Origin of the sequence: Stappia sp. BW2 (assembly GCF_008107695.1) — a bacterium.
GTDB lineage: Bacteria > Pseudomonadota > Alphaproteobacteria > Rhizobiales > Stappiaceae > Roseibium.
The window spans coordinates 154,046-171,321 of record NZ_VIRG01000103.1; the positions used below are offsets into that span (position 1 = coordinate 154,046).

The 17,276-nt window shown below is 60.4% G+C and carries 20 protein-coding genes; 18 read left to right on the top strand and 2 right to left on the bottom strand.

What is annotated here, in order from left to right; all coding sequences use genetic code 11:
- Positions 1-257: 257 nt before the first annotated feature.
- Both FMN63_RS29140 and FMN63_RS29145 read right to left on the bottom strand, forming a co-directional pair.
- The gene (locus tag FMN63_RS29140) at positions 258-1,646 is read right to left on the bottom strand and encodes a HAMP domain-containing sensor histidine kinase (protein WP_148587666.1); all 1,389 of its coding nucleotides are present in this window, start codon (positions 1,644-1,646) and stop codon (positions 258-260) included.
- On the bottom strand, positions 1,633-2,310 hold the full coding sequence (locus FMN63_RS29145; RefSeq protein WP_148587667.1) for a response regulator: 678 nt from the start codon (positions 2,308-2,310) through the stop codon (positions 1,633-1,635). Before FMN63_RS29145 ends, FMN63_RS29140 begins: the two co-directional genes overlap by 14 nt.
- A 167-nt stretch (positions 2,311-2,477) precedes the next feature.
- Between FMN63_RS29145 and FMN63_RS29150 the strand changes: the two genes are divergently transcribed.
- The 18 genes from FMN63_RS29150 (at position 2,478) to FMN63_RS29235 (ending at position 17,268) form a co-directional block, all read left to right on the top strand.
- A complete protein-coding gene (locus tag FMN63_RS29150) occupies positions 2,478-3,038 on the top strand; it encodes an HdeD family acid-resistance protein (protein WP_148587668.1) in 561 nt (186 codons plus the stop codon).
- Between the two features lie 284 nt (positions 3,039-3,322).
- On the top strand, positions 3,323-4,417 hold the full coding sequence (locus FMN63_RS29155) for a hydrogenase small subunit (RefSeq protein ID WP_148587669.1): 1,095 nt from the start codon (positions 3,323-3,325) through the stop codon (positions 4,415-4,417).
- A complete protein-coding gene (locus tag FMN63_RS29160) occupies positions 4,417-6,216 on the top strand; it encodes a nickel-dependent hydrogenase large subunit (protein WP_148587670.1) in 1,800 nt (599 codons plus the stop codon). The genes FMN63_RS29155 and FMN63_RS29160 overlap by 1 nt, the downstream gene beginning before the upstream one ends.
- Before the next feature lie 14 nt (positions 6,217-6,230).
- Entirely contained in the window at positions 6,231-6,800 is a 570-nt protein-coding gene (locus FMN63_RS29165; protein WP_148587671.1) for a HupE/UreJ family protein, read from the top strand.
- 9 nt (positions 6,801-6,809) lie between these two features.
- Complete coding sequence (gene cybH / locus FMN63_RS29170; RefSeq protein ID WP_148587672.1) at positions 6,810-7,523, top strand: Ni/Fe-hydrogenase, b-type cytochrome subunit; 714 nt, start codon at positions 6,810-6,812, stop codon at positions 7,521-7,523.
- Between the two features lie 370 nt (positions 7,524-7,893).
- Positions 7,894-8,580, top strand: coding sequence for a HyaD/HybD family hydrogenase maturation endopeptidase (locus FMN63_RS29175; RefSeq protein WP_148587712.1), 687 nt, complete (start codon positions 7,894-7,896; stop codon positions 8,578-8,580).
- Positions 8,580-8,900 (top strand): HypC/HybG/HupF family hydrogenase formation chaperone, encoded by a 321-nt coding sequence (locus FMN63_RS29180; RefSeq protein ID WP_148587673.1) that lies wholly within the window; start codon positions 8,580-8,582, stop codon positions 8,898-8,900. The genes FMN63_RS29175 and FMN63_RS29180 overlap by 1 nt, the downstream gene beginning before the upstream one ends.
- An 8-nt stretch (positions 8,901-8,908) precedes the next feature.
- Complete coding sequence (locus tag FMN63_RS29185; RefSeq protein WP_148587674.1) at positions 8,909-9,343, top strand: thioredoxin domain-containing protein; 435 nt, start codon at positions 8,909-8,911, stop codon at positions 9,341-9,343.
- A gap of 28 nt (positions 9,344-9,371) precedes the next feature.
- Positions 9,372-10,205 (top strand): hydrogenase expression/formation protein, encoded by an 834-nt coding sequence (locus FMN63_RS29190; protein WP_148587675.1) that lies wholly within the window; start codon positions 9,372-9,374, stop codon positions 10,203-10,205.
- Positions 10,202-10,426 (top strand): rubredoxin, encoded by a 225-nt coding sequence (locus FMN63_RS29195; RefSeq protein WP_148587676.1) that lies wholly within the window; start codon positions 10,202-10,204, stop codon positions 10,424-10,426. The genes FMN63_RS29190 and FMN63_RS29195 overlap by 4 nt, the downstream gene beginning before the upstream one ends.
- An 8-nt stretch (positions 10,427-10,434) precedes the next feature.
- A complete protein-coding gene (hybE, locus tag FMN63_RS29200; RefSeq protein WP_162530155.1) occupies positions 10,435-11,025 on the top strand; it encodes a [NiFe]-hydrogenase assembly chaperone HybE in 591 nt (196 codons plus the stop codon).
- Positions 11,022-12,083, top strand: a complete 1,062-nt coding sequence (locus tag FMN63_RS29205) for a nickel-dependent hydrogenase large subunit (protein WP_148587678.1) — start codon at positions 11,022-11,024, stop codon at positions 12,081-12,083. The genes hybE and FMN63_RS29205 overlap by 4 nt, the downstream gene beginning before the upstream one ends.
- Positions 12,083-12,424, top strand: coding sequence for a hydrogenase maturation nickel metallochaperone HypA (gene hypA, locus FMN63_RS29210; protein WP_148587679.1), 342 nt, complete (start codon positions 12,083-12,085; stop codon positions 12,422-12,424). The genes FMN63_RS29205 and hypA overlap by 1 nt, the downstream gene beginning before the upstream one ends.
- A complete protein-coding gene (gene hypB / locus FMN63_RS29215) occupies positions 12,424-13,317 on the top strand; it encodes a hydrogenase nickel incorporation protein HypB (RefSeq protein WP_148587680.1) in 894 nt (297 codons plus the stop codon). Before hypA ends, hypB begins: the two co-directional genes overlap by 1 nt.
- A gap of 11 nt (positions 13,318-13,328) precedes the next feature.
- Positions 13,329-13,583 (top strand): HypC/HybG/HupF family hydrogenase formation chaperone, encoded by a 255-nt coding sequence (locus FMN63_RS29220; protein ID WP_148587681.1) that lies wholly within the window; start codon positions 13,329-13,331, stop codon positions 13,581-13,583.
- Positions 13,580-14,728, top strand: a complete 1,149-nt coding sequence (hypD, locus tag FMN63_RS29225; protein ID WP_148587682.1) for a hydrogenase formation protein HypD — start codon at positions 13,580-13,582, stop codon at positions 14,726-14,728. The genes FMN63_RS29220 and hypD overlap by 4 nt, the downstream gene beginning before the upstream one ends.
- Complete coding sequence (gene hypE / locus FMN63_RS29230; protein ID WP_148587683.1) at positions 14,725-15,762, top strand: hydrogenase expression/formation protein HypE; 1,038 nt, start codon at positions 14,725-14,727, stop codon at positions 15,760-15,762. Before hypD ends, hypE begins: the two co-directional genes overlap by 4 nt.
- Positions 15,763-15,786: 24 nt before the next feature.
- Positions 15,787-17,268 carry a sigma-54-dependent transcriptional regulator gene (locus tag FMN63_RS29235; protein WP_148587684.1) on the top strand — a complete coding sequence of 494 codons (1,482 nt, stop codon included), beginning with the start codon at positions 15,787-15,789 and terminating at the stop codon, positions 17,266-17,268.
- Positions 17,269-17,276: the final 8 nt, after the last annotated feature.

A 17,276-nucleotide genomic window follows, 5' to 3' on the forward strand; every position in this document is an offset into this window, starting at 1 on the left:
TGCACCTCACTCTCGATTTGAAGGCGCACGCAATGCGCTGCAAAGCTGGCAAAACGAAGTGTATCGGCCGCGGGATTTCTCTAGGTCCGGATATTTGCAAGTGACAACCAGCAAAAGCCAGCAAGCAGCTCGACCCTTAGGTGGATGAAAAACGCCTCCTGACCGTGTCGTGGTCGGCAACGTCATTCACACACATCCCCGCGCGTGATCACAGAACCTGGGAAACGGGAAATTCGCCTGCGGTCCTCTTTACACGGTTAGCCAGGAACCCCTTGCGGTTCCGCCAGAGACGGAAATGCAATCTCGACCCGCAGTCCCGGATGGTTGTCGTGCAAGGCAATGGTGCCCCCGTGACGTTCCGCGATCACTCGCACCAGCGCCAAACCCAACCCGCTGCCCGATTTGGTTCGGCTCGGGTCCAGTCGATAAAACGGCTGGAACACCGCATCGCGATCCGTTTCGGGAATGCCGGGCCCTTTGTCAGCGACCACCAGAGCGACGCGGTCCTCGTGCCGGGTCAATTCCAGGCTGATCTCGTTTCCCTCCGGCCCGTAATTGACCGCGTTCTGCAGCAGGTTCACGATCAGTTGCTGCAACATCTGCGTATCGCCGAGGATCTCACATGCATCTGCGTCATCCAGACGTGTCACGAGGTTCTGTCCGGCATCCTCGGCGACCATTGCGTACGTCTCGGCCAATTCGCAAACCAGGTCGCTCAGCTTGACCGTCTTGAATGTTGCGTTGTCCGTTCCCCCTTCAATCCGCGACAACTGAAGATATGTGTCGAAGATGCCGCGCATCCGCTCCAGTTCGTCCTGTGCATCAAGCAGAGCATCCCTCGGATCTGCCCCTTCCTCGACCTTGTCCTGCGCGCGGCCGAGCGCAAGATAGGCCCGGCCCAGAGGCGACTTCAGATCATGTGCGACCGCAGCGGCTGTATTGCGCGTCGTGGTCATCAACCGCGATGACCGGTCGAGATGCCGGTTCATCTCACGCGCCAGACGGTCGATCTGCGTCGTGCCGCCGTTCTCGGGAATGCGCGCCGTGACATCTCCCTCGCTTGCGCGCTCCAGCGTCGCCTCGATTTCGCGCAGGCGAGACAGGCTCTGCCGGCTGAGGAAGTATCCGAATGCCAGCATCGACAGGACCACGATGAAGCCCGTCAGCGCGAGCGTTCTCACGAAAGCTTCCCGCGTACGCTTCAGAACGTCCAGCCGCTGTCCGACGACCAGCCAGCGTCCGTCCACCTCGTCGCCGTAGTATATGGATTCAGTCGAGGCGCCGGGCTGCGGTGGGGTCATGTATTCCAGAGTGCCAACCTGGAACCCCGACCCCGGTGGGCGTGTCGCAAGGTTGCCGGCCAAATGTCCGTTTTCATCGAAGATTGCCAGTGCGCGCGTTCCTGTTTCCTCAAGCGCGGCCACATGGCTGATTGCGGCGACGACGTGATCGACCCCTTCGGCCTGATGATCCGCAGCCAGAATGTCCCAGCGTTCCTTCACGTCGCTGCGGAATTCCTCCAGCAAAGTGTGCTCGACATACGTCAGCGCAGCCCATCCCACCGCGATCAGGATGAAAAGGAAGACAATTGATGACCGCAGCACAGCGGTGAAGGCGGCTCCTGAAAGAACTTCACCGCGGTCCATGCAACGAATACCCGGTGTTGCGGATCGTGTGGATCAGGGCCACGTCGAAAGGCTTGTCGATCTTTGCGCGCAGGCGGCTCATGTGGGTCTCCACAACAGTGGAGTTCGGTTCGAAGTTGAAGTTCCAGACGCGTTCCAGCAGCATTGTCCGACTGACGACGTGGCCCGCGTTGCGCATCAGAATTTCCAGCATGTTGAACTGCTTGGTATGCAATTCGATCAGCATGCCCTGGCGTGTTGCCGTGCGTGCGAGAAGGTCAAGCGTCAGGTCATGCACCTTCAGGAACTGGTCCACCCCGCTAGTCTTTCTGCGTCCTGTGACCGCCCCGATCCGCGCCAGCAGCTCCGAGAAATGGAATGGCTTTGTCAGATAGTCATCGCCGCCCGCCGACAGGCCTTCGACCCGGTCATCCACCTGTCCCATCGCAGTCAGAAAAAGCACCTGCAGGTCTTTCTTCGATGCCCTCAGCGCCTTGAGCACCGACAACCCGTCCATGCCCGGCATCATCCGGTCCAATATCGCCAGGTCGCAATCGTTGTACAGGCAATAGCTCAGCGCATCGCGTCCGTCGGTAACGTGATCGACACTGTGACCGTTCTCGGTCAACCCGGCGACAATGTACTCGGCCATCTTGGCATCGTCTTCGGCAAGCAGGATTTTCATGAAGCGGCGTCTCCTTTCCAACGACCCTATGACAGCGGCGGCTTTCTCACCAGCCAAACTGCATTTCTTACACGGATGTAAGTTTCACGCGAATTTCAGGGGCATTGGCGGACGTATCAAAGTTGTGGATCCGGGACCTCGGGCTTGGATCATCTGGAGCAACACTCATGAACACGAGAACCGCCGCACCGTTGAATCACACCCTTGCGCAGCAGGATACGCACCGTCGCACGATCATCGGAGCGGTCTTTGTTGCCATTGGTCTGCTTGTCATGCTTCTGCCGTCAATCGCGACGCTTGCGGCCGAACGCCTCATAGCCGCGATGTTTCTCCTCTGGGGCGCAGCCGGTCTCTGGTTCATGTTGGAGATGCGCTCTGCCCCCGAATGGCGATATGGCGCCGTGGCCTTCGCCTTTCTTCTACTCGTCGGCCTGATTTTCGTTGCCTTCCCCGTCGTGGGCATCGAGACGCTGACCATACTCATGATAATCGCCTTCCTGATTGAAGGGATCGTATGCATCCTTTTGGGCCTGCGCAGTTCCTCGTATTTAGCCAACTGGAGCTGGCTGGTTTTCAGCGGCGCATGTTCTCTGGTCGTCGGGCTCATCGTTGTCATTGGCTGGCCCGATACGGCAACCGTGACCCTTGGCCTGCTGATGGGTTTGAATTTCCTGTCCAACGGGCTGTCTCTCATTCTGCTTGGCCGTGCGACGCAGACCGCGAACTGATGTGGTGAGCCACGGGATCTTTCCATCCCTATCGATTTGAGTCCGGCTCACGCCATTCCGGTTTGCCTGCCCAACCGCTTCAGGAAGCTGGAAGCGGAGTTTCCAGTTCGGCTGGAAAGCTGACAGACAGCTTTCGCTTTTGACGCTCCGTTATGGCCGGAAACTGGAATAAGTATCTGAAACATATGAAATAAGAGTATCTGGCACAGCGGTTGCTTTGCTCCGTCTGGACGCGTGAGAAATATAACGACGCGTTTTGGGGATCTGGAGGAGGAGACACCCGTATGACGGAAACCTTTTATGACGTGATGCGCCGACAGGGCATTACGCGCCGGAGTTTTCTGAAGTTCTGTTCGTTAACGGCGGCGGCTCTTGGTCTCGGACCCAGCTTCGCTCCGAAGATCGCAGAAGCGATGGAAACAAAGCCGCGCATTCCGGTGCTGTGGCTGCACGGGCTGGAGTGCACCTGTTGCTCGGAGAGCTTCATTCGCTCGGCTCATCCGCTCGCCAAGGACGTCATCCTGTCGATGATCTCTCTGGACTATGACGACACGATCATGGCGGCGGCCGGGCATCAGGCCGAAGCGATCGTCGAGGAGACCATCGCCAAATACGATGGCAACTACATTCTGGCTTGCGAGGGCAATCCGCCGCTCAATCAGGAAGGCATGAGCTGCATCATCGCCGGCAAGCCCTATCTGGAACAGCTGAAGAAGGCCGCCGAGCACTGCAAGGCGATTATCTCCTGGGGCTCCTGCGCCTCCTGGGGCTGCGTCCAGGCGGCCCGGCCGAACCCGACCCAGGCGACCCCGATCCACAAGGTGCCGGGTCTGGCGCCGAAGCCGATCATCAAGGTGCCCGGTTGCCCGCCGATTGCCGAGGTGATGACCGCCGTGATCACCTACATCCTGACCTTTGAGCGTTTCCCGGAACTCGACCGCCAGGGCCGCCCGAAGATGTTCTATTCCCAGAGGATCCACGACAAGTGCTATCGCCGGCCGCACTTCGATGCCGGCCAGTTTGTCGAATCCTTCGATGATGAAGGCGCGCGCAAGGGGTATTGCCTTTACAAGGTCGGCTGCAAGGGCCCGACCACCTACAACGCCTGCTCCACCGTACGCTGGAACGGCGGCCTGTCCTTCCCGATCCAGTCCGGCCACCCCTGCTTCGGCTGCTCCGAGGACGGCTTCTGGGACAAGGGCTCCTTCTACGACCGCCTGACCGATATCCACGGCTTCGGCATCGAGGCCAACGCCGACAAGATCGGCGGTACCGCGGCGGTTGTCGTCGGTGCGGCGGCAGCGACCCACGCAGCGGCCAGCGCTGTCAAACGCGCGCGGCACAAGGGAGGCGACAGCCACAAGGGGGGAGATAACTGATGGCGACGATCCAGACACCCAACGGGTTCAACCTCGACACCTCCGGCCAGCGGGTGGTCGTTGATCCGGTGACCCGTATCGAAGGCCATATGCGCTGCGAGGTGAACATCGATGCGGACAACATGATCCGCAATGCCGTCTCGACCGGCACCATGTGGCGCGGGCTCGAGGTAATCCTGAAAGGCCGCGATCCGCGCGATGCCTGGGCGTTCACCCAGCGTATCTGCGGTGTGTGCACCGGTACGCACGCGCTGACGTCCGTGCGCGCGGTGGAAGATGCCCTCGGCATCGATATTCCCGAAAATGCCAACTCGATCCGCAACATCATGCAGCTGTCGCTGCAGATCCACGATCACCTTGTGCATTTCTACCATCTGCACGCGCTTGACTGGGTCAACCCGGTCAACGCCCTGAAGGCGGATCCCAAGGCCACCTCGGAGCTGCAGCAGAAGGTCTCCCCGCATCATCCGAATTCCTCGCCCGGCTATTTCCGGGATATCCAGAACCGCCTGAAGAAGTTCGTGGAAAGTGGTCAGCTCGGCCCGTTCAAGAACGGCTACTGGACCAACCCGGCCTATCTGCTGCCGCCGGAAGCGGATCTGATGGCGGTGACCCACTATCTGGAGGCTCTCGATTTTCAGAAGGAGATCATGACCACGCGAACGATCTTCGGTGGCAAGGACATTCACCCGAACTGGCTGGTCGGCGGGGTGCCCTGCGCGATCAATCTGGATGGTGAATTGGCGGCCGGTGCACCGCTCAACATGGAGCGTCTGAACTACGTCAAGAGCATCATCGACCGCTCACTCGAATTCGTCCGCAACGTCTATCTTCCCGATATCTTCGCCATCGGCTCGTTCTACAAGAGCTGGCTCTATGGCGGCGGATTGTCGGGCCAGAGCGTTCTGGCTTATGGCGATATTCCGGACAGGGCGAATGACTACTCGCCAGAAAACCTCTTGATGCCGCGGGGCGCGATCATCAACGGCAACTTGAAGGAAGTGCATGAGGTCGACCACCGGGATCCGGAACAGATCCAGGAATATGTGCCGCACTCCTGGTACAGCTATCCGGACGAAAAGAAGGGGCTGCATCCCTGGGACGGCATCACAGAGCCGAACTACGCGCTGGGGCCGAACGCGAAGGGAACCAGCACCAACATCATCGAGCTAGATGAAAGCGCGAAATATTCCTGGATCAAGGCGCCGCGCTGGCGTGGCCATGCGATGGAAGTCGGACCGCTCGCCCGTTATGTGGTCGGCTACGCCCAGGGGCATGAATATTTCACCGAGCAGATCAACCGCACTCTGACCACCCTCGACGTTCCCATTGATGCCCTGTTTTCAACGCTCGGCCGAACCGCAGCGCGCGCGCTGGAGGCCGAATGGGCGGCGGAAATGCAGGTCTATTTCTTCGACAAGCTGATAGCCAACCTGAAGGCTGGCGACAGCGCGACGGCCAACACGGAGAAGTTCGATCCGTCCACATGGCCGGCAGAGGTCAAGGGTGTGGGCTTCACAGAGGCACCACGGGGCGCCCTTGGCCACTGGATCCGCATCAAGGATGGCAAGATCGACAATTACCAATGCGTCGTGCCGACCACCTGGAACGGATCGCCGCGAGATAACGAGGGCAACATCGGCGCCTTCGAGGCGTCCTTGATGAACACCAAGGTGGAAGTCGCCGAGGAACCGGTCGAGATCCTGCGCACGCTGCACAGCTTCGATCCGTGTCTTGCCTGCTCGACCCATGTGATGGGACCGGACGGCGAAGAGCTCGCCGACATCAAGGTGTGCTGAGGGAGGAGGACATCATGAAATCTGTTTTCGGAAAGATGTTTGGCGCAGTCGTGCTGACAGCCATGGCGACACCCGCACTGGCGCACACGGGGGGCGCTGCCGGCGGGTTGTCTTCCGGCCTGGTCCACCCGATCCTGGGTGCCGACCATCTGCTTGCAATGGCCGCCGTGGGGGTCTGGTCGGCCGCGCAGCCGGCAAAGCAGGCCTGGCGCGGTCCGGTTCTGTTCGTCGGCGTGCTGGCAGTCGGTGCGTTGCTCGGCGTGAACGGTTTGTCCTTGCCGTTGGTCGAGCCGGGCATTCTCGCCTCCATCGTTGTTCTTGGCCTCATGATTGCCGCTGCGCGCGTTTTGCCCGCGGGGGCTGGTCTTGCTGCAATCGCGGTCTTCGCCCTGTTTCATGGTCACGCCCATGGCACGGAGGCCGTTGGAGCCCTGGCGGGGTATATGGCCGGTTTCATGATCGCGAGTGCCGCCTTGCATGCGACCGGTTATGGCCTTGGCCGTCTTGCCGGCAGTTTGAAGCACGGGCTTGCGGGCATCGGACTGGCGATTGCCGGATCCGGTCTCTTGCTGGCCGGCGGATAGGAGGGGGCTATGACTGTTGAGACCACTCCATCCCACAAGGAAGAGGCCGTCTATGTCTATGAGGCGCCGGTGCGGGTGTGGCACTGGATCAATGCCCTCGCAATCCTTGTTCTGGCTGTCACCGGTTATCTGATCGGATCTCCACCTCCGGCGATCCATGGCGAGGCGTCAGCCCATTTCCTGTTCGGCTGGATCAGGGTCATGCACTTTAGCGCTGGCTACATTCTCGCCGTCGGCATCCTGCTGCGGATCTACTGGGCCTTTGTCGGCAACAAGCACGCCCGGCAGATCTTCCTGCCACCAATCTGGCGGGGCGGTTTCTGGTCGGAGCTTGTGCACGAGGTCAAGTGGTACGCCATGATCGCGCCGGAGCCGAAAAAATATGCCGGCCACAACCCGCTCGCGACCCTGGCGATGCACGTGATGTTCGTCTGGGTCATCCTCTTCATGATCTTCACCGGCTTTGCGCTCTATGGCGAGGGAACCGGCATGGGGTCGTGGCAGTACACTCTCTTTTCGAGCTGGATCATTCCCCTGTTCGGCCAGAGCCAGGATGTCCACACGTGGCATCACCTGGGACTGTGGGCAATCGTGTGCTTTGTCATCATTCATGTCTACGCTGCTGTCCGGGAAGACATCATGTCCCGGCAGTCGATCATTTCATCCATGTTTTCCGGCTGGCGGACCTTCAGGGACGACAAGCCGATGGATGATCCTCACTAGCTTGGTCGATTATGCACATCCAAGCTTACTCAGGCGGAGCTGTAATGGCTCCGCCCTTTTTTTTCGCCAACTGGATTGTCCGCTTCCAGGTCTTAGGAGCAGCTGAGCCGCAGCTCGAGACCCGTATCGCGAACTGGAAGAAAATCTTCCAAATGTAGAGAAATTTGGAAGGCTACTATCCATTACACAATAAGGCATTGAACAAAAATTCAGCAAAAACAAGGAGATGAATAAGCCAAGGGTCTGGCACGCCTCTTGCGTAAGTTACCTCACCCCGCATTCCGGCAAGGCTCGAAAAGACGCTGACGGGGACAAGGGTTGCGCTGCGGAGATTTCGTCTCGGGCGCAAGAGGGAGGAAAAGCCGTGACTATCGACGCGCCAGCTGTACTCGTGCTTGGCATCGGAAATCTGTTGTGGGCGGACGAAGGCTTCGGCGTTCGCGCCGTGGAAGAGTTTCACCGCCGCTTCGAGGTGCCTGAAAATGTACGGGTCATGGATGGAGGGACCCAGGGGGTTTATCTCGTCCAGTATATCCGCGATGCCGACATCCTCATTGTGTTCGACGCCGTCGATTATGGCCTGCCGCCCGGCACGCTGAAGCGGGTGGACGGTGAGGAGGTTCCCAAATTCCTCGGAGCCAAGAAGATCTCGCTGCACCAGACCGGGTTTCAGGAAGTGCTCGCCATGGCGGAAATGCTCGGCGACTATCCCGACCACCTGCTATTGATCGGCGTGCAGCCTGTGGAGCTGGACGACTATGGCGGCAGCCTGCGGCCGGAGGTCAAGGCGCAGATCGGCCCGGCGATTGATCTGGCCCTTTCATTTCTCAAGGACCACGGCGTCTCGGTCACCCCGCGCGGCGACACTCTCGATGAAGACAACACCATCGCCTCGCTTGAGATGACGCTTGGCCGTTATGAAGCCGGAAGACCGGCAGAGGACGAGGCCTACCGCCATGGCGACAACCGCGTTCTGGCCAGCGAAGGCTGGCGGGGACCGGAAGACTTCGATGCCGAAATGGCCCGGCTGGTCCATACGGCAGCGGAGCAAAGCTGATGTGTCTCGGCATACCCATGCAGGTGCTCTCCACCTCCGGACTGACGGCACGATGCAGTGACAGGGGCACGGAAACTGTGGTCGATTTGAGCCTTGTCGGCCCTGTCGAGCCGGGAACCTGGCTGATGGTGTTTCTGGGCGCTGCCCGCGAAATCCTGAGCGAGGAAACGGCAAAACAGACAGCCGACGCGCTGGAGGCGCTCGGCATGGCCATGCGCGGCGAGACCGACTTCGATCATCTTTTCGCCGATCTGACCGGCCGGGAACCGAGCCTGCCGGATTTCCTGAAACCCACGGAGAGCGGTAGCTCCAAATCTTGAGGCAACACATGTTTTCACCTCTTCTGCAATCGATCATCGACCGGGAAGGCTACGAAGCCGTCAGTCATGAGACGCTGGCAACAGCCGCGCAGGCACATGAGTTCGCCATGGTGTTTTTCCCGGGGGATGCTGAGCGGCTGGCGGAAAGCAACGATGTCGCTGTCGTGCTGCCGGAACTTGGCAAGGCGCTGATGGGCAAGGTCGCGACGCTGATCGTCGAACGGAGCAGCGAGCGTGAGCTGCAACGGCGTTTTCTCTTCAATGCCTTTCCGGCAATCGTCTTTCTGCGCCGGGGCGATTATCTCGGCGTTCTTCAGGGCATTCTCGATTGGGCCGATTACCTGGACCAGATCCCCGATATCCTGGGGCGTGAGCCAAGCGATCCGCCACCTTTCAAATTCCCGGACGGTTGCGGCGTTGCGCCCGACAGCCTTCGGCACTGACTATTTGTCTCAAGGAGGGGACGGCAAGATGAACAATCCAATCGGACCGGTGGTCGGGCCTGGTAGCCAGCCGCTGGATGAGGACGGCGGTGTTCTCGATTATATGGCCATGCCGTCGGGCATGATGACCTTTGCGACCCCGAACCTTCCGGAGGCCGAGGAAGCAGAGGATATGGTTGCCGGCAAGGCCGCGCTTGAGGCGCTTTTACGGCTGCTCGAAGGTTTCGAGCAGACAGGCTCTGCCGGGCGCGTGGACCTGGCCGGCCTGGACGAAGCCAACCTGGCCCTGGTCAATCAGGTACTCGGGGAAGGGGAGGTCTCGGTCATCGGCGGTGCGACGCTACAAGCCCAGGAAGCCGTCCTCGCCGGTGTCTGGAGGGTGCGGGAGACGGCGGCGGACGGCCGTGCGACCGCCGATTACGTTGAGGTTGCCGCGTTCCCGCGGTCTGTTCTGGCCAGGGCCTTCGCGGGCGCGCAGGGACAGGTCGCGATACCGGACCGCTTCGGCCCCAACGTCTTTAACGCACCGCCTTTGCTGCCCGAAATCAACGAGCATATCGCCGGGTCGCGGCCGCATGTGATCAATCTGTCGCTGCTGCCGCACACGGAGGAAGACCTTGGGCTTTTGAACGACCTTCTCGGCCGGGGCGAGATCACGATCCTGTCGCGCGGTTACGGCAATTGCCGCATCATGGCGACAGCGACACGGGATATCTGGTGGGTTCAGTTTTACAACTCCCAGGACACGATGATCCTGAACACCATAGAGATCTGCCCGATTCCGGCCGTCGCCTGCGCCGCGCCGGAGGACATCGCCGATTCAGCGGAACGCCTGAAGGAAATTCTCGAGGTCTACCGATGAGCGAGGGGTTCTTCGCCGGTTCGTATGGTGGCGATGCCAGCAAGATCGGTCCCGCGACACGGCTTGAATGCAAGATCTGCTGGCATGTCTACGACCCTGCCGAAGGAGATGACTACTGGCAAATTCCAGCCGGCACGCCTTTTGCGGCACTGCCGGACCATTGGACCTGCCCGGAATGCGATGCCAGCAAGGACGGGTTCATGGTGATTGGAGACGCATAGGTCCGAACATGAGCAATGCGACTGCCATTACCAACCGTTTGGAGGCCTGCTTCCGGCAGGTGCATGCCGAACGCATGACCGGAATTCCGATCCTCAACGGTAAGCTGGGCGTGCGCGCGGTCGGTATCGCACCCTGGAACGGCTTCTGGTTCGGTGTTCTGATCACGCCCTGGTTCATGAACCTCGTGCTGTTGCCACAGGAAGCGGATGAGGAAATCATCCGCTCCGGCGAAAAGCGCCTGTTCGCCTTTCCGGCCGGACCGTTCGAATTCATCCGGGGGCACGAAGACGGTCTCGGGCCCTTCTGGATGTGCTCCCTGTTCTCGCCGGTGTTTGAGTTCGAAGAGATGGAAACAGCAGAGGCCACGGCCATCGCGGCGCTCGCCGGACTGATGGAAGGTGTTCAAGTGGACGAGGACCGCGACATGCAGCGGATCTGGCAGGGAGACCTGCCGGAGGCTGTGGACCTTGAAGGAGAGCATACGGCTGCAGGTCAAGAAGAAGCCGGAGCTGCTGAAGATGCTGGAAAGGCACCGGTCGCGGCAGAGCTAAGCCGCCGGAAGCTTTTGACCGGCCAGCTCAGGGACAGTTCGCGATGACAGCGGAAGGCAAGGTCATGATCGATCTGCCGGCAACGCCTGGCGCGCCCGTGGGCATGACCTATCAGCCACCGGCGGATGTGACACGTCTGCTGATCGGGAAAACACCGGAAGAGGTTTTGAAAATCATCCCGCTTGTGCACGGTGTATGTGCAACGGCGCAAACGCATGCCTCGGTGCTGGCGCTGGAAGGCGCCCTCGGCATCGCTACGTCCAGGCAAACCCTGTCGGCACGGCAAACGTTGACGATGATGGAGTGCCTGCGGGAACATGCCTTGCGTGCGATAATCGACTGGCCGAAACTGATGGGCCTGACGGGAGAGGTGATGGCGGCGCGGCAGGCAATGGCCTTTCTACCGCGTTTTCAAGGCGGCTTTACCGGTGACGGAAGCGCTTTCAGCCTCAACGCCGAGGTTGTTTTCAATCTTCCATGCCTGTCCGAAGTTCTTGATGAGGCGGTGTCCTTTCTGGAAACCGGTATTTATGGAGAAGCCGTTGATGAATGGCTTTCGCGGCGCGGAATGGACCAGCTACGGCTGTGGGCAATGACGACAGAGACAGCAGCAGCCCGCTTTGTCGCCTGGCTGTTTGACACCGGCCGTTTCGGGATTGCCGCTTTCCCGACCTTCGAAACCGGGGGCGCGCGTGCCGAGGCGACTTCCTTTGTCCGCCGGGCGAGCGATCCACTGCTTGCCAGCTTGGGCGCTCCGACACTTGGTGCCCGTTTTGTTGCACGTCTGGTGGAGCTAGCCCGGTTGCCGGGCGAAATCCGGGCCGTTCTGGCTGGCAAAACCGAAGCTCCAGCGCCGCTTGCAACCGGCCGGGGAGAGGTCGAGGCGGCACGCGGTCCCTTGGTGCATTGGGCAAGGATCGAGGAGGGCCAGGTTCAGGAGTACCGGATCCTGCCGCCAACGGCGTGCAATTTTGGTCACCATGGCGTTGCCAGCCGGTGTCTGAACGCAATTGCCGCAATGGATCGGGAAGAGCAGCGCCTTTGCGCCCACCTCGTGGTCAACGCAGTCGACCCCTGTGTCGCTTATGAAGTGAGGGCCGCCTGATGCATGAGATGTCGATTTGCGAAAGCATTCTCGGTCTGCTGCAGGAGCAGGCGCAGGCACAGAACTTCTCTAAAGTCGAGCGGATCTGCCTTGAGATAGGGCCGCTCTCCGGTGTGGAGGTCGAGGCACTCAAATTCGGATTTGACGTGGTCATGCGCGGCACGCTCGCGGAAGGGGCTCGTCTGGATATTATCGAGCCGGAAGGCACCGCCTGGTGCATGCCTTGTGGACAAACCGTAAAAATCGAACAGCGTTTTGACGCATGCCCGGAATGCGGCTCACATCAGCTGCAAGTTACGGGTGGCGGCGAACTTCGGGTCAAGGAACTGGAGGTGAACTGATGTGTACTGTCTGCGGCTGCGGCGAAGGAGAGGTTCGCATTCACGGTGGCGATCACCATCACCACGATACCGGCCATGGTCATGACCATCACCATGAGCATGGGCACAGTCATCATCACCACCATGATCACGGGCATGGTCATGGCGACGGTGCGCAGCACTATGGTGAAGGCCCGGCCGGCGTTTCGGTTCCCGGCATGAGTCAGACCCGCCTGATCCAGCTGGAACAGGATATCCTGTCGAAGAACAATGCCTATGCGGCGGAAAACCGCCAGCTCTTCGCCGAACGGGGCATACTGGCCCTCAATCTGGTGTCCAGCCCCGGTTCGGGCAAGACAACGCTTCTGGTGAAGACCATCGAAATGCTGGCAGAGCGGTTCAAGCCCTGCGTTATCGAGGGGGACCAGCAGACCTCTGCCGACGCGGACCGGATCCGCGCCACCGAGGCACCGGCGGTCCAGGTCAACACCGGCAAGGGCTGCCATCTGGATGGCCACATGGTCGGTCACGCGCTGGAGCAGTTGCCGCTTGTGGATGGCGGCATTCTCTTCATCGAAAATGTCGGCAATCTCGTTTGCCCGGCGGCCTTCGACCTCGGCGAAGCTCACAAGGTGGCTATCCTGTCGGTGACCGAGGGCGAAGACAAGCCTTTGAAATATCCCGATATGTTCGCTGCGAGCGATCTGGTTCTCCTGAACAAGACCGACCTGCTGCCGCATCTTGATTTCGATATGGATGTAGCAATTGCCAATGCGCGCAAGGTCAATCCTCAGGTTAAGGTATTGCGGGTGTCGGCACGCAGCGGCGAGGGGATGGAGGCCTGGTGCGCCTGGATCGAGGCGGCAAGAGCAATGCAACTGGCCGGCCACCCGGCTGGTGAGGCGGCGCAGTAAGGGAGGGGAACATGTGTCTAGCAATCCCGGCAAGGGTCATTGAGCTGGAAGACGACGATATTGCCATCGTGGCGCTGGAGGGGGTGAAGAAACGGATTTCGACAGCGCTCCTGGAGGAAGTTGCGGTTGGGGACTATGTCCTGATCCATGTCGGCTATGCGCTCCACAAGGTCAGTCCGGAAGAGGCTGCCCGCACGCTTCAGCTGATGGCGGAGGCTGGCGTTCTTGAGGAGGAACTGGCCGAGATCGGGGAGAGCGCGGCATGAAATACGTCGATGAATTCCGGGACCGCGATCTGGCGGCCACACTCGCCAAGGCAATTCGCAAGGAGGCCGATCCGGCGCGGCATTATTACCTGATGGAATTCTGCGGTGGCCACACCCATGCGATTTTCCGTTACGGTGTACAGGATCTCATGCCGGACAATGTCACCTTCGTTCATGGTCCGGGATGCCCGGTCTGCGTCCTGCCGGTGCGCCGGCTCGACGACGCGGTGGAACTGGCCGAGCGCCACGGTGTCATCTTGTGCACCTATGGCGACATGATGCGTGTGCCCGGCACCAAACAGCGTTCGCTGATCCGGGCCAAGGCAGACGGCGCCGATGTTCGCATGGTCTATTCGACCGCCGATGCCCTGAAGATCGCCCGTAACAACCCGGACCGGGAGGTGGTGTTTTTCGCCATCGGGTTCGAAACCACAACGCCGCCAACAGCGGTGGCCATCCTCCAGGCCGAAGCGGAAGGCCTGACCAACTTTTCGGTGTTCTGCAATCACGTGCTGACCCCGGCTGCCATCGGCCATGTTCTGGGGTCGCCGGATCCGAGAGATCTGGAAAAAGTCCGCATCGACGGCTTTCTCGGGCCCTCTCACGTCAGTGCGGTCATCGGCTCCAGGCCCTATGAAGCTGGAGCCGAATTGTACCGGAAACCGGTGGTGATCGCCGGGTTCGAACCACTGGATGTCATGCAGTCGGTGCTGATGCTGATCCGCCAGATCAATGAGGGCCGGAACGAGGTTGAAAACCAGTACACCCGCGTTGTGACCCGCGAAGGTAACAAAAAGGCACAGGATCTTGTCGCCAGCGTTCTGGAACTGCGGCGGGAATTCGAATGGCGCGGTCTGGGCACCGTGCCGGACAGCGGGCTGAAGATCCGCGACCGTTATGCGGCATTCGATGCCGAAAAGCGGTTTGAGGTCAGCGAAAAGGTTTCGCGCGAGGTGAAGTCCTGTGAATGCCCCGCGATCCTGCGCGGGGCCAAGAAGCCGACGGACTGCAAATTGTTCGGCACAGTCTGCACACCGGAATCGCCGATGGGATCGTGTATGGTGTCTTCTGAAGGAGCCTGCGCCGCCTATTGGAGCTACGGTCGGTTCCGGACGCCGGCGAAAGCGGAGGAGGCTGTCGCATGAACAAGATGGATGAGACTGTCTCGTTCCGGACCGGGTCCGTCGACATGACCCATGGCGGCGGCGGTCGGGCGATGGCCGAGTTGATCCGCGATCTGTTTCACCGGCATCTGGCCAACCCGATCCTGGATCAGGGACATGACGCGGCCCTGTTCGATGTGCCGGCCGGCCGGCTGGTTCTGTCAACCGACGGCCACGTGATCTCTCCATTGTTTTTTCCCGGCGGCGACATCGGTTCGCTGGCGGTGCATGGCACGGTGAACGACGTCGCCATGGCCGGGGCGCGGCCGCTTTATCTGACCGCCGGGTTCATCCTGGAGGAAGGCTTTCCACTCGCCGATCTGGAGCGGATCGTCATGTCGATGGCGTGCGCGGCGAACGAGGCAGGTGTGCCCATTGTCACCGGTGACACCAAGGTGGTGGAAAAGGGCAAGGGAGATGGTGTCTTCATCACCACAACCGGGCTTGGCGTTGTTCCCGATGGGGTGCACATCGCAACCGAAAAGGCGCGCCCGGGCCAGGCGATCCTGCTGTCAGGTTCCGTTGGCGATCATGGCGTTGCCATCCTCTCCAGCCGCGAAAATCTGGAGTTCGAGACGGAAATCCACTCAGACAGCGCCGCGCTTCACACGCTGGTGGCGGATATGGTTCGCGATGTTCCGGGCATTTCGGTGCTACGGGATCCAACCCGGGGCGGGCTGGCTGCAACCCTGAACGAGATCGCCCGTGCCGCAAGGGTCGGTATGCTGCTTGACGAAGCGGCCATACCGGTGAAACCGGATGTCGCTGCCGCCTGCGAGCTGCTTGGTCTTGACCCGCTCTATGTCGCCAATGAGGGCAAACTGATTTGCCTGTGCGAGGCAGCGGATGCGGAGCACCTGCTGGCCGTGATGCGGCGTCATCCCCATGGGGCCGATGCAGCCCTGATCGGAGAAGTGGTGGAAGACGGCAATGCCCTGGTCCGGATGCGCACCGGCTTCGGAGGACAACGGGTCGTCGATTGGCTGGCGGGCGAGCAATTGCCCCGGATATGTTAGGGTTTGGACAATGGGGGCTCAATCATGACAGACCTGCCCACAATCCTGGTGATCGACGACGAAATACGCTCGCTGGAGTCGTTGCAGCGCATCCTGTGTGACGATTTCGACGTCAAGACTGCCTCGACCGTCAAGGACGCCAACGCCATTCTCGAACAGGAATGGGTTCAGCTGGTGCTGTGCGATCAGCGCATGCCGGAACAAACCGGCGTGGAATTCCTGAAAGCCATGCGCACGCGCTGGCCCGATATCATTCGGATGATCGTGTCGGGCTACACGGATGCCCATGACATCATTGACGGCATCAATGAAGCCGGCATCTTTCAATATATCACCAAGCCATGGCACCCGGAGAACCTCATCCTGACGCTGAAGAATGCCTGCCGTCTTTACGAGCTACAGCGTCAGAATGAATTGCTCGCCATCGAGCTGAAAATGTCGCCCTCTGGTGCGGACAAGGTGGTGGCCGAGCGCCGCGAGACACTGCGCAAGGACTATGACTTCGACGACGGCATCATCCGGGGCACGGACAGTTCGATGAACGAGGTCTGCGCGACCTTGCGTCAGGTCGCGCCTTACGATGTGCCGGTGCTTCTGTCGGGAGCCTCAGGTACAGGCAAGGAACTTGCGGCCCGCGCACTGCATTACGGCTCCCTGCGGTGGAACAAACCCTTCGTGGTGGAGAACTGCGGTGCATTGCCCGATCAATTGCTCGAAAGCGAATTGTTCGGACACAAGCGCGGCGCTTTCACCGGCGCGGTCGAGGACCACGTCGGACTGTTCGAGCGGGCAAACGGCGGCAGTGTCTTTCTGGACGAGATCGGCGAGGTCTCGCCCGCGTTTCAGGTGAAGCTCTTGCGCGTTCTCCAGGAGGGCGAAATCCGTCCGGTCGGTAGCGCCAAGACACGCAAGGTCGATGTCCGGGTGATCGCTGCCACCAACCGGGACCTGGAGGATGAAGTCAAGGCGGGTCGGTTCCGGGCCGACCTTTACTACCGTCTTGCCGGCATGGTCATCCGTTTACCGGACCTGAAGGACCGGCGTGGTGACATTCCGGTTCTGGCCAAGGCGCTTCTTTCCCGGGCGATGGCTCATCTCGGCAAGCAAGTGGAAGGCTTTTCGGAAGAGACTTTGGATTGTATGCAAAGCTACCACTGGCCCGGCAATGTCCGGGAACTGCAAAACGAGATCCAGCAAATGCTCGTGATGGGCAAGGAAGGCGGCCTGCTGGGAGCTGATCTTCTGTCCCGCCACATCCTGCGGGCCGACCACACCGTGGACGAGGATGGTGCCGATCTGTTTGACGGGCTGGAAGGCACTCTCAAGGACCAGATTGGCCAGCTGGAATGCCGGATCATCCGCGAGTCCCTGATCCGCAACCGCTGGAACAAGTCGAAGGCGGCCCGGGAACTGGGCTTGTCGCGGGTCGGGCTTCGCAGCAAGCTGGAGCGTTACGAACTGGAAAAAGTCAAACCGCTGCCGTCCATGCGCCGGGCCGCGGGTTAACCGGGAGC

Bases quoted from the DNA above. Each gene is read 5' to 3' on its own strand.
- hypD (WP_148587682.1), top strand. From the start codon at position 13,580: ATGAAATACGTCGATGAATTCCGGGACCGCGATCTGGCGGCCACACTC.
- FMN63_RS29205 (WP_148587678.1), top strand. From the start codon at position 11,022: ATGACAGCGGAAGGCAAGGTCATGATCGATCTGCCGGCAACGCCTGGC.
- FMN63_RS29185 (WP_148587674.1), top strand. From the start codon at position 8,909: ATGTTTTCACCTCTTCTGCAATCGATCATCGACCGGGAAGGCTACGAA.
- cybH (WP_148587672.1), top strand. From the start codon at position 6,810: ATGACTGTTGAGACCACTCCATCCCACAAGGAAGAGGCCGTCTATGTC.
- FMN63_RS29220 (WP_148587681.1), top strand. From the start codon at position 13,329: ATGTGTCTAGCAATCCCGGCAAGGGTCATTGAGCTGGAAGACGACGAT.
- hypB (WP_148587680.1), top strand. From the start codon at position 12,424: ATGTGTACTGTCTGCGGCTGCGGCGAAGGAGAGGTTCGCATTCACGGT.
- FMN63_RS29150 (WP_148587668.1), top strand. From the start codon at position 2,478: ATGAACACGAGAACCGCCGCACCGTTGAATCACACCCTTGCGCAGCAG.
- FMN63_RS29160 (WP_148587670.1), top strand. From the start codon at position 4,417: ATGGCGACGATCCAGACACCCAACGGGTTCAACCTCGACACCTCCGGC.
- FMN63_RS29145 (WP_148587667.1), bottom strand. From the start codon at position 2,310: ATGAAAATCCTGCTTGCCGAAGACGATGCCAAGATGGCCGAGTACATT.
- FMN63_RS29235 (WP_148587684.1), top strand. From the start codon at position 15,787: ATGACAGACCTGCCCACAATCCTGGTGATCGACGACGAAATACGCTCG.
- FMN63_RS29155 (WP_148587669.1), top strand. From the start codon at position 3,323: ATGACGGAAACCTTTTATGACGTGATGCGCCGACAGGGCATTACGCGC.
- FMN63_RS29180 (WP_148587673.1), top strand. From the start codon at position 8,580: ATGTGTCTCGGCATACCCATGCAGGTGCTCTCCACCTCCGGACTGACG.
- hypE (WP_148587683.1), top strand. From the start codon at position 14,725: ATGAACAAGATGGATGAGACTGTCTCGTTCCGGACCGGGTCCGTCGAC.
- hybE (WP_162530155.1), top strand. From the start codon at position 10,435: ATGAGCAATGCGACTGCCATTACCAACCGTTTGGAGGCCTGCTTCCGG.
- FMN63_RS29190 (WP_148587675.1), top strand. From the start codon at position 9,372: ATGAACAATCCAATCGGACCGGTGGTCGGGCCTGGTAGCCAGCCGCTG.
- FMN63_RS29195 (WP_148587676.1), top strand. From the start codon at position 10,202: ATGAGCGAGGGGTTCTTCGCCGGTTCGTATGGTGGCGATGCCAGCAAG.
- hypA (WP_148587679.1), top strand. From the start codon at position 12,083: ATGCATGAGATGTCGATTTGCGAAAGCATTCTCGGTCTGCTGCAGGAG.
- FMN63_RS29165 (WP_148587671.1), top strand. From the start codon at position 6,231: ATGAAATCTGTTTTCGGAAAGATGTTTGGCGCAGTCGTGCTGACAGCC.
- FMN63_RS29140 (WP_148587666.1), bottom strand. From the start codon at position 1,646: ATGGACCGCGGTGAAGTTCTTTCAGGAGCCGCCTTCACCGCTGTGCTG.